Annotated in this window: 9 protein-coding genes and 1 pseudogene; 5 read left to right on the top strand and 5 right to left on the bottom strand. The window is 66.4% G+C overall.

What is annotated here, in order from left to right; all coding sequences use genetic code 11:
• Nucleotides 1-266 (bottom strand): annotated as a pseudogene (locus tag QZ189_RS09760) (hypothetical protein); the annotation flags it as partial.
• A gap of 62 nt (nt 267-328) precedes the next feature.
• Here QZ189_RS09760 and QZ189_RS09755 point away from each other — a divergent pair.
• The 5 genes from QZ189_RS09755 to QZ189_RS09735 all read left to right on the top strand — a co-directional run bounded on the left by QZ189_RS09755 (nt 329) and on the right by QZ189_RS09735 (nt 4,263).
• On the top strand, nt 329-1,057 hold the full coding sequence (locus tag QZ189_RS09755) for a DUF475 domain-containing protein (RefSeq protein ID WP_296416068.1): 729 nt from the start codon (nt 329-331) through the stop codon (nt 1,055-1,057).
• Nucleotides 1,058-1,062: 5 nt separating this feature from the next.
• A complete protein-coding gene (locus tag QZ189_RS09750; RefSeq protein WP_296416067.1) occupies nt 1,063-1,410 on the top strand; it encodes a DUF6464 family protein in 348 nt (115 codons plus the stop codon).
• Complete coding sequence (locus tag QZ189_RS09745) at nt 1,410-2,057, top strand: hypothetical protein (RefSeq protein ID WP_296416066.1); 648 nt, start codon at nt 1,410-1,412, stop codon at nt 2,055-2,057. The genes QZ189_RS09750 and QZ189_RS09745 overlap by 1 nt, the downstream gene beginning before the upstream one ends.
• A gap of 154 nt (nt 2,058-2,211) precedes the next feature.
• Complete coding sequence (locus tag QZ189_RS09740; protein ID WP_296421643.1) at nt 2,212-3,495, top strand: DEAD/DEAH box helicase; 1,284 nt, start codon at nt 2,212-2,214, stop codon at nt 3,493-3,495.
• A gap of 6 nt (nt 3,496-3,501) precedes the next feature.
• The gene (locus QZ189_RS09735; protein ID WP_296421642.1) at nt 3,502-4,263 is read left to right on the top strand and encodes a J domain-containing protein; all 762 of its coding nucleotides are present in this window, start codon (nt 3,502-3,504) and stop codon (nt 4,261-4,263) included.
• On the opposite strand, the gene fmt is transcribed toward QZ189_RS09735, so the two are convergent.
• The 4 genes from fmt to acsF all read right to left on the bottom strand — a co-directional run.
• On the bottom strand, nt 4,260-5,291 hold the full coding sequence (gene fmt, locus QZ189_RS09730; protein WP_296421641.1) for a methionyl-tRNA formyltransferase: 1,032 nt from the start codon (nt 5,289-5,291) through the stop codon (nt 4,260-4,262). The genes QZ189_RS09735 and fmt overlap by 4 nt on opposite strands.
• Before the next feature lie 9 nt (nt 5,292-5,300).
• The gene (locus tag QZ189_RS09725) at nt 5,301-6,674 is read right to left on the bottom strand and encodes a TldD/PmbA family protein (protein WP_296416063.1); all 1,374 of its coding nucleotides are present in this window, start codon (nt 6,672-6,674) and stop codon (nt 5,301-5,303) included.
• A gap of 1 nt (nt 6,675) precedes the next feature.
• Nucleotides 6,676-8,028, bottom strand: coding sequence for a TldD/PmbA family protein (locus QZ189_RS09720; RefSeq protein WP_083797941.1), 1,353 nt, complete (start codon nt 8,026-8,028; stop codon nt 6,676-6,678).
• 204 nt (nt 8,029-8,232) lie between these two features.
• On the bottom strand, nt 8,233-8,870 hold a 638-nt coding region (gene acsF / locus QZ189_RS09715), incomplete at its 5' end, for a magnesium-protoporphyrin IX monomethyl ester (oxidative) cyclase (protein WP_296421640.1).

Raw genomic sequence — 8,870 nt, 5'->3', positions numbered from 1 at the left:
TCTTCAGCGGGCGGCCGCCTGACCACGGCGTGGCGGACCGGTGGCTCAGCTGGTGACGGTGCAGGTGCAGGTGCCGGCGCAGGGACTTGGTGATTCAGCCGGCTTTGCAGCCGCTCCAGGGCTCGCTCCTCGGCAAGTTCGGCGTTCTCCGCTTCCCCCAGGGCACTACCGAGGCACTGGGATCCCCTCCAGGCACTGAGTTGGACCACGCGCTTGCCGGCTTCGGCGTGCACCAGACGCGCCCGAAACGACAGGCTGCTCTCCATGGTCGGCTCGTCGTTGTGGCGTTTCTACACTGGCGAGCCAAGGAAGGCTCTGCAGCAACGGCATGGAAGCGGAGTCAATTCCATCCCTATCGCCACTGATCCAATCGGCGGATCAGTGGGGTGAGCTGCTGTTGCTGCTGCCGTTGCTCGTGGCCCTTGAGGCGGTGCTCTCCGCCGATAACGCCATTGCCCTCGCGGCGATCTCAAGGCGGCTGCACGATCCGAAGCTCCAGGGCCAGGCCCTGAACCTGGGATTGGGGCTGGCCCTGGTCTTCCGGCTGATCTTGATTGCGGCCGCCCAATGGGTGCTGGACTTCTGGCCGCTGCAGCTGCTGGCGGCGGGCTATCTGCTGTGGCTCTGTGTCACCAACTTGAGGTCCAGCGAGGCTGAAACAGGGGATCCAGAGCCCAGCGATGACTCCGCAGCAGATGGAGCGGTCAAGGGGCTCTCGGGGGTGGTGGTCACCCTGGCCCTGACGGATTTGGCCTTCTCCCTCGACAGCGTGGCGGCGGCGGTGGCCGTGAGCGACAACCTGCTGTTGGTGATGATTGGCGGGGTGCTCGGGGTGGTGGCCCTGCGGCTGACCTCCGGGCTGTTTATCCGCTGGCTTGAGGTCTATCGCCACCTCGAAGCGGCTGGCTATCTGGCCGTTGGCCTGGTGGGGATCCGTTTGCTGCTGCGTCTGGTGGCGCCGCAAGTGGTTCCTCCGGAATGGGGGCTGTTGGCGGTCGTGGCCCTGCTCTTTGCCTGGGGCTTCTCCCAGCGCGTCCCTGAGGAGGCCGAGGGTTAGAGCCGATGCGCGTTGAACTGCGGCAGGCCGGCAGCAACCAACTGATCGACCGTCTCGAGCTCGAGGAGGTGCCCCAACCCGGGCGCTGGCTGGAGCTCCCCGAGCGGAGCTATCTGGTGCTGCAGCGCCACCACCGCTACCAGCTGCGCGGCGGGCGCTACGAGCTCAGCTCCATTGCCCTCCAGGTCAAGGCCCAGCGCCGCCCTGCGGATGCGCGCTGGTGGCAGGGGCAATGGGTCATCGGTGACCCCAGTTGTCAGTTCAATGCCCGCTCACCGCTGCTGCGTTGCGCGGTGCTGCCGGCGGGTCCCTGTGAGCGCTGCGCCCACCACAGCCTGCGCGGCGAGGGCTGATGGAGGGGCTCTGGCATCGGGGAATCGTGGCCAGAGGCCATGGCGTGGCCTCGGGGTCGGCCAGTGACAGTCCCTATCCCGCTGGAACGATTGCCCTGCAGTCGCCATTTTTTCTGCAGGGCGGCTTGGACCTCTCGGACTGTGTCCAGGGGACGATCAACCTGGACTTCCCAGGCTGCCGTTGGGTCTTAAGCCACCCCGACCACTGCTTTGAGCAGTTGGCGTGGACACCGCTGCACCCGCCTGAGACCTTCTCGTTCTGGCGGGTGCTCCTGCGTCAGCCCTCGAGCGCCGCGGTCGAGGGCTGGATTTACTACCCGCATCCCGAGACCAAGGTTCGCCACTTTCAGCGGGACGGCCGCCTGGAGCTCCTGGCTCCCCGCTTGCCGGAGCTTGCGACGGGCGCAGCCCTGGAGTTGGCCGTCGATCCTGCGCGCTGCCGCCCCATCCCGGTTGCTCGTCTTCGGGCACGCCTGCTGGAGTTCCTGAAATTTCGGGTGCTGGCGGCACAAGAGACGTTTTTCCTGCAGGAGCTGCCCGTTCTGCGGCGCTGGCTTGATCAGTCCTGGCCAGAAGCCTCGGTGCTGAGCGATCAGGAAGTGCAGCTCACCCTGGATCAGGCCAGGCAGCTGTACACCGAGTCCTGAGCCGTAGGGTGAAGCTTCGCGAGGTTTGCTTATCTCCTCCCCCGATCGTTCTCCCCGGCAGCGTCGTCGGCCGGCTCCGGTGAAGCGGCTGTCGACCAGCGCTTCTGCAACAGCGGAGGCCCCCGCGGTGTTGCCGCCTGTCGATGAGGAGCAGCTGGCGGAGTCCCCGTTTACGGCCCTGGGGCTCGGGCGTCCGATCGTTGAGGCCGTGCTGCAGAAGGGCTACAGCCAGCCCTCCTCCATTCAGCAGCAATGCATCCCGGCGGTTCTGGCGGGCCGCGATGTGATGGCAGCGGCCCAGACCGGCACCGGTAAAACCGCCGGTTTCACCCTGCCGATGCTGGAGCGCCTGCGCCATGGGCCCCACGCCCGCGGGCGAATTGTTCGTTCCTTGGTGCTGACCCCCACCCGCGAGCTGGCGGCCCAGGTGGCCGACAACGTCAAGGCCTACTCAAGGCACCTGGACCTGCGCAGCGATGTGGTCTTTGGCGGGGTCAAGATCAATCCCCAGATCACCCGGCTGCAGGCTGGCGCCGATGTGTTGGTGGCCACGCCGGGCCGCCTGATGGACCTGGTGCAGCAGGGGGCGATCAGCCTGGATCGCGTCGAGATCCTGGTGCTGGATGAAGCGGATCGGATGCTCGACATGGGCTTCATCCGCGACATCCAAAAAATCCTGCGGCTGCTGCCGGCGAAGCGCCAAAACCTGCTGTTCTCGGCCACCTTCGAGACCTCGATTCGTCGCTTGGCGACGGGTCTGCTCCATGAGCCCGTCCAGCTTCAGGTCACCCCCGAAAACCGCACGGCGGCAACGGTTGAGCACATCCTTCACCCTTGCGATATGGCGCGCAAGCCGGATTTGCTCTGCCATCTGATCGCCAGCAATGACTGGCAGCAGGTGCTGGTCTTCTCCCGCACCAAGCACGGTGCGAATCGCGTCGCCGACAGGCTCAGTGCCGAAGGCATGGCGGCGGCGGCGATCCATGGCAACAAGAGCCAAGGGGCCCGCACCCGTGCCCTGGCGGGGTTCAAGAGCGGCGAGCTGCGGGTGTTGGTCGCCACCGACATCGCCGCCCGCGGCATTGACATTCATCAGCTGCCCCATGTGGTGAATCTCGACCTGCCGAACCAGGCCGAGGACTACGTCCACCGCATCGGCCGCACCGGCCGGGCGGGCCACAGCGGCCATGCCGTCTCCCTGGTGGCCGCTGAAGAGCATGAGCTGCTGCGGGCGATTGAACGCCTGACGGGCAAAAAGCTGCCCAAGCAGGAGATCCCGGGCTTTGAGCCCACGGTGCTCTCGGCTCCCCCGCTGGACCTGAGCGGCGGGCGCGGCCGCTCGAGCCGTGGTGGTGGTGGCAACCGCGGTGGTGGCAATCGCGGCGGTGTCAGCCGCAGCGGACGTCCCGCGGCACGCTCCTCCTCGCGCCGCCCTTGAGCCGGCGTGGGCTTTGATCCCAGGCGCTGGTCCGCAGAGCCGCGCCCGCAGCAGCGGGTCACGAGCAATGTGGACGCGCTGCTCCAAGAGAACGAAGCACTGCGGCGTGAGGTGCGTCAGCTGCGCCGGCAGTTGGAGCTCCTCCGCCAGCGACCGGAACCCAGCCGCCAGCATTGGCGGCCACCCCAAGCGCTGGTGTCCTCTGCCCAGGTGGAGCGCTGGGGTGCAGCCCTGGCGGAGCAGAAGGGCTGGGCCGTTCTGCGCCAAAGCGGCCTGGAGGAGCTGATCGAGCAGCTGAACCGCAGCAGCTTCCTGCCGCAGTTGAACCTGCAGCAGCGCCTCGACCATCTGGTGCCGGGTCTGGGACGGGATCTCTATGCGGCGACGGCCAGCCCGCTCAACAAAAAGCGCTGCGCCGTCCTGGCGGCCTTTGCCCTCTACGGCGTCAGCGCGATCGAATGGCTCGACGACGACCCCCAGCGGGTTGTGCTGGAACTGCGCCAGCGGCAGAGGACCAGCAACCACAACAACAACCGCAGGACGCGCAGCGATCAGCGCCGCACGGACCGCCAGCACCAGTCGACCGATCAGGGACGGGACCCCCGCCGGGTGGCGGCCCTCTCGGTGCTGGGGTTGGAGTGGGGTGCCTCCAAACAGGCGATCAAGCAGGCCCACCGCCGGCTGGTGAAACAGCACCACCCCGATGTGGGCGGAACCGCGGAGGCGTTTCGGCGGGTGAACGACGCCTATCAGTTCCTGGTGGCCTAGTCCCCTAGGCGGTCGCCCGGCACCGCGCCGAGTTGTTGCAGCAGTTGGGTGCCGTGGCTGGCGCTCTTCCCCTCCAGCTGGGCCTCGCGAATCAGCAGGGGGCAGCCGGAGCTGGCCACCACCAGTCCGGTGGAGTCGACGCACTCCAGCACGGTCCCGGGGGTGTGGCTGGACCCTTCGCCTGGATTCAGCCCCCAGCGTTCGGCCAAGGCTTTGGCCTCCGGGCTGAGTTCAGCGGTGAGACGTTTGATCAGGGGTTCAGAGGAGAGCACCTTCAGGCGCTTGCCCTTCCAGCTGCTGCTGGCGCCGGGGTAGAGCCCCATCACCTTGCGGTGGATGGCCAGGGCTGAGGCGGACCAATCGATCTGGAAATCCTCTTTGGCCAGCATCCGGGCGTAGGTCATGCCCTCCTCTGGCTGGACCCGCACGCCCAGCCGCTGCAGGCGTTCCTGTTCCGGGCCGGGTCCAGCGGCTTCGATCTGGGGCAGGGCCTCGACCAGGAGCTCGCCGGTGAGCCGGGCCAGTCGTTCGGCCAGCTGGTGGGCGTTCTCCCGCAGGCCGATGGGAATGGCGCGCTCCAGAAGTACCGGTCCGGTGTCGAGCCCCTCCTCCATCGCCATGATCCCGACGCCGGTTTCAGCGTCGCCTTCGATCAGGCTCCACTGGATCGGGCCTGCGCCACGCCAGCGGGGCAGCAGTGAGCCATGGCCGTTCCAGCAGCCCAGGGGTGGTTGCTGCAGCACCTCACGCGGGAGGATTTGGCCAAAGGCAACCACGACGTAGACATCGGCCCCCAGTTCGGCGAGTTGTCGTTGGCATTCCGGATCCTTGCGGATCCGCTCCGGGGTGAATACAGGGATGCCCAGTTCAAGTGCGCGTGCCTTCACCGGGGAAGGCATCAGTGCCTTGCCGCGTCCGCGCCTGCGGTCCGGTTGGGTGACGACACCCACCAGCTCATGTCCGCCGTTGACCAACGCGTCGAGGCTGACGGCGGCGTAGGCCGGGGTACCCCAAAAGAGGATCCGCATCGCTTGCCCTTAGGCCTCGCCGGTTATCGAGAGACCCTCCACCCAGACCATCGGGCAGAGCCCGTCGGGGGTGACCTTGGCCTCGCCCTCGAAGCCGACAATCGCGTTAAGCACCTGGCGGATATCGCCGGCCACGGTGGCGGCATCGATGGAGCGGGCTTCGCCGCCCTTGATCAACCAACCGTCGAAGGGCAGGGAGAAGGAGCCTTGGCTGGCCTTGACCCCGGCATGCAGGGCGGAGAGGGAGTCAATCCAGATGATTGGCTGATCGGCCTTGAACCGATCGAGACCGCTCTGGCCGCCGCTTGTGCCGGGGGTGGGGCCAATCTCAAACCAGTCGGGACCGACAGACACCTTGGCCCCGAGACCGGCGTGGCCGGTGGGGGCCACCCCAAAGGCCCGGGCCGTGGCCTCGGAGTGCAGGAAGTTCTTCAGTACTCCCCCCTCCAGCAGCGACAGCTTGCGGGTGGGCGTTCCCTCTCCATCGAAGTTGGAGGCGCCAATGTTGCCGGGGTGCAGGCCGTTGTCGTCGATCGAGAGGAAGGGCACCGCCAGGCTCTGGCCGATGGAGTCCTTCTGGCTGAGGCTGACCCCGTCCAGCACCGAACGGGCATTGAAGAGGTTGCTGAAGGCGCCGATCAGATCGAGGAAGGCCTCGGGACTGAGCACACAGGTGTAACGGCCGGTCTCCACCGGGGCGTAATCCAGGTGGCTGATGGTGCGCTCGGCGGCCTCGTCAATGCAGCCGGCAATGTCGAGGTCTGAGGCGCCGTAGGCCAGGCGTACGGCACCGGAACTGCGCGGTTTGCGGCCGCTCTCCTCGGCCCGGGCGTAGAGGTAGATGCTGGCGGTGGTCAGCTGCTGCTGACGGCAGGCCCCATCGCTGTTGAGGTAAATCCGTTCGCTGCTGCGCTCGGCCAGTCCGTTGTAGGGAACGGTGCTGATCGCCTGGTGGCGTCCGAGCAGATCATGCTCTGCGGCCTTGAGCTGCTCGAGCAACTTGAGGATGCCCTGGGGCTGATGCAGCGGTTGATCCAGGGCCGTCAGCGGTGCTGTGGCCAGGGGTGAGAAGGCAGGCGTCTCTTCGGCGTTCCCGAATGCCGCGGCATCCCGGGCACCGGAGAGGGCTCGCTCCAGTCCGCTTTGGGAGAGGTCCGAGGTGCTGGTGGTGCCGACCAGCCCTTCACTGTTCCAGACACGGATCGTGATCGAACTGCGCTGGGCCCCCTTGAGTTGCTTGGGTTCGCCGCGGTCGACCTGCACGGAGGTGTCGGTGCTGCAGGCCGCGCCGAGGTCCCACTGGCGGATGCCGTGCTGCTGGGCGATTCCCTCGAGCTGGCTGCGCAGCTGCTCGGCGTTGAGGCTTTGGTTGGTTTGGCTCATCTCAGCGGCCCCCCACGGTGATGGAGTCGACCTTGATGTGGGGTTGTCCGACGGTGACGAAGATGCTGCCGCTGACCGAACCGCAGAAGCCTGCGGCTAGCTCGAGGTCGTTGGCGCACATCGAGATGCGCGGCATCACCTCCTTGGCTTCGCCGATCAAAGTGGCGCCCTTCACCGGTTTGGTGAGCTTGCCGTCTTCGATCAGGTAGCCCTCCTCCACGGCGAAGTTGAACTGACCGGTGGGTCCGACGCTGCCACCGCCCATGGACTTGCAGTAGAGGCCGCGGTCCACCGAGGCGATCAGGTCCTCCGGTTGATGGGGCCCCGCCGCGATGTAGGTGTTGCGCATGCGGCTGGCGGCGGCGAAGGTGTGGCTCTGGCGCCGTCCGCTGCCGGTGCGGGCATGGCCCGTGCGCAGTTCTCCAGCGCGGTCACTGAGGAAACGCTTGAGGACACCGTTCTCGATCAGCACGGTGCGTTGGGCCTCCAGTCCCTCGTCATCCATCGAGAGGGAGCCAAAGGCGCCGCCCGTCAGCCCTTCATCGATGGCGGTGACGGCTTCATGGGCGATCGTCTCGCCGACCTTCTCGGCAAAGGGGGTGGTGCCGCGCTCCACCTGGGTGGTTTCCAAGAGGTGGCCGCAGGCCTCGTGGAAGATCACTCCACCGAAGCGGTTGGCCAGCACCGCTGGCATCTGGCCGGCCTCGACGTAGTCGGCGTAGAGCATGTTGCCGGCACTCGTACAGACCTCATCGGCGGCCTGGGCGACATCCCACTGGCGCAGATCGTCTGGGCTGTCGGAGGTGCCGTAGCGGCGTCCGACGCCGGCCCGGTGATCACCATCGGCGGCCAGGACATTGAGGCCAACGGATTGATGCAGACGGATGTCCCGGCCAAAGGTGCCGTCACTGGCGGCCACCATCACTTCCTGCCAGTCCCGGGCATAGCTGCCCCGGCGGGCCTGGAGATGCTTGCCCTTCTGCTGCAGCTGGGCCGTTCCCTCCAGAAGCTTCTGGGTGCTCTCGGTCAGCTCAGGGCAGCTGCTGAGCCAGAGGTTTTTCTCCAGGGCGAAATCCCTGAGGGCCGGTAGACCCTCAAAGCCGCTGAGCCCCGTTCCGTCCAGGTCCAGCCCCAACATCCCAAGGGCCTGGGTCAGCGCCGTCGTCAGTCCGGCCTCGCTGAGGTCGTTGGTGCTGACAAAGCCGTCCCGCTGGTCCCGAAACACCCGGATGCCAGCTCCCATGCCGAAGGCCGGCGTCACGCTCGTGATGGTGTCCTGTTCGGCCAGGACACCGAGGTGATCGGTCCGCTCCAGGAAGATCTCAACGAGATCGGCGCCGGCGGCTTTGCCCATCGCCAGGAGTGATTCCAGGCGCGGGCTCCAGCGCTGATCAAAGGGGCCGAGTAACAGCTCAGCGTGGGACGGGATGGAGGCAATCACGCGGGTTGTTGACGGTTGGGCATGGATGGCAGCGGGCCATCACGGTCCTAGCAAGAAGGCCCTGGCCAAAGCGACCAGGGCCTAACCCCCTACGGGGAACTGCGAATGACGCAGGAATCAGCGAACGGCGGGCTGGTAGTTCTCGCTGCGGATGGGGTTCGTGAAGAACAGCTTGGCCATCTCGGCACCGTTGGCGACCCAGTAGGGCAGCTTGCGCAGAACCTTGAGGGGAGCTGGGGCGTTGCCTTCATCAGCAGCGCTGAGTTTGTCGTTGTTGCGCACCAGGCGCTCAAGACGCGTGTAGAACTTCGGATGGTCGACGTTCAGGACCACGGGGAAGACCCGCGCGGTGGTCTCGTTGGTCTTGGCGATGACGTACTTGTCGTACTCGCGGGCATCGAGGCCGAGGGCTTCGTAGAACTCCTTGCGAGCCACGTCCCGGACGTACATCGTCGCGAACACGGCCAGCAGGAAGAAGCGACACCAGAGGCGAGCACGCAGGCCGGTGACGCTCTTGGGCTGCGCCTTCATCAGGGCATCGAAGAAGTCGCCGTGGCGGTTCTCGTCTTGGCACCAGTTCTCGAAGAAGTTGAAGATCGGGAAGATCTTGCTGTCGGGGTTCTTCTCGAGGTGGCGGAAGATGGCGATGTAGCGCCAGTAGCCGATCTTCTCGCTCAGGTAGGTGGCGTAGAAGATGTATTCGGGCTTGAAGTACGTGTAGGCCTTGTTGGCGGTGAGGAAGCCGAGGTCGAGCT

Origin of the sequence: Vulcanococcus sp. CPBay_Sum15L08_68 (genome assembly GCF_017855895.1) — a bacterium.
GTDB lineage: Bacteria > Cyanobacteriota > Cyanobacteriia > PCC-6307 > Cyanobiaceae > Vulcanococcus.
Note: the sequence above shows the minus strand (reverse complement) of the source record. Positions and strands in the feature narration are given on the sequence as shown.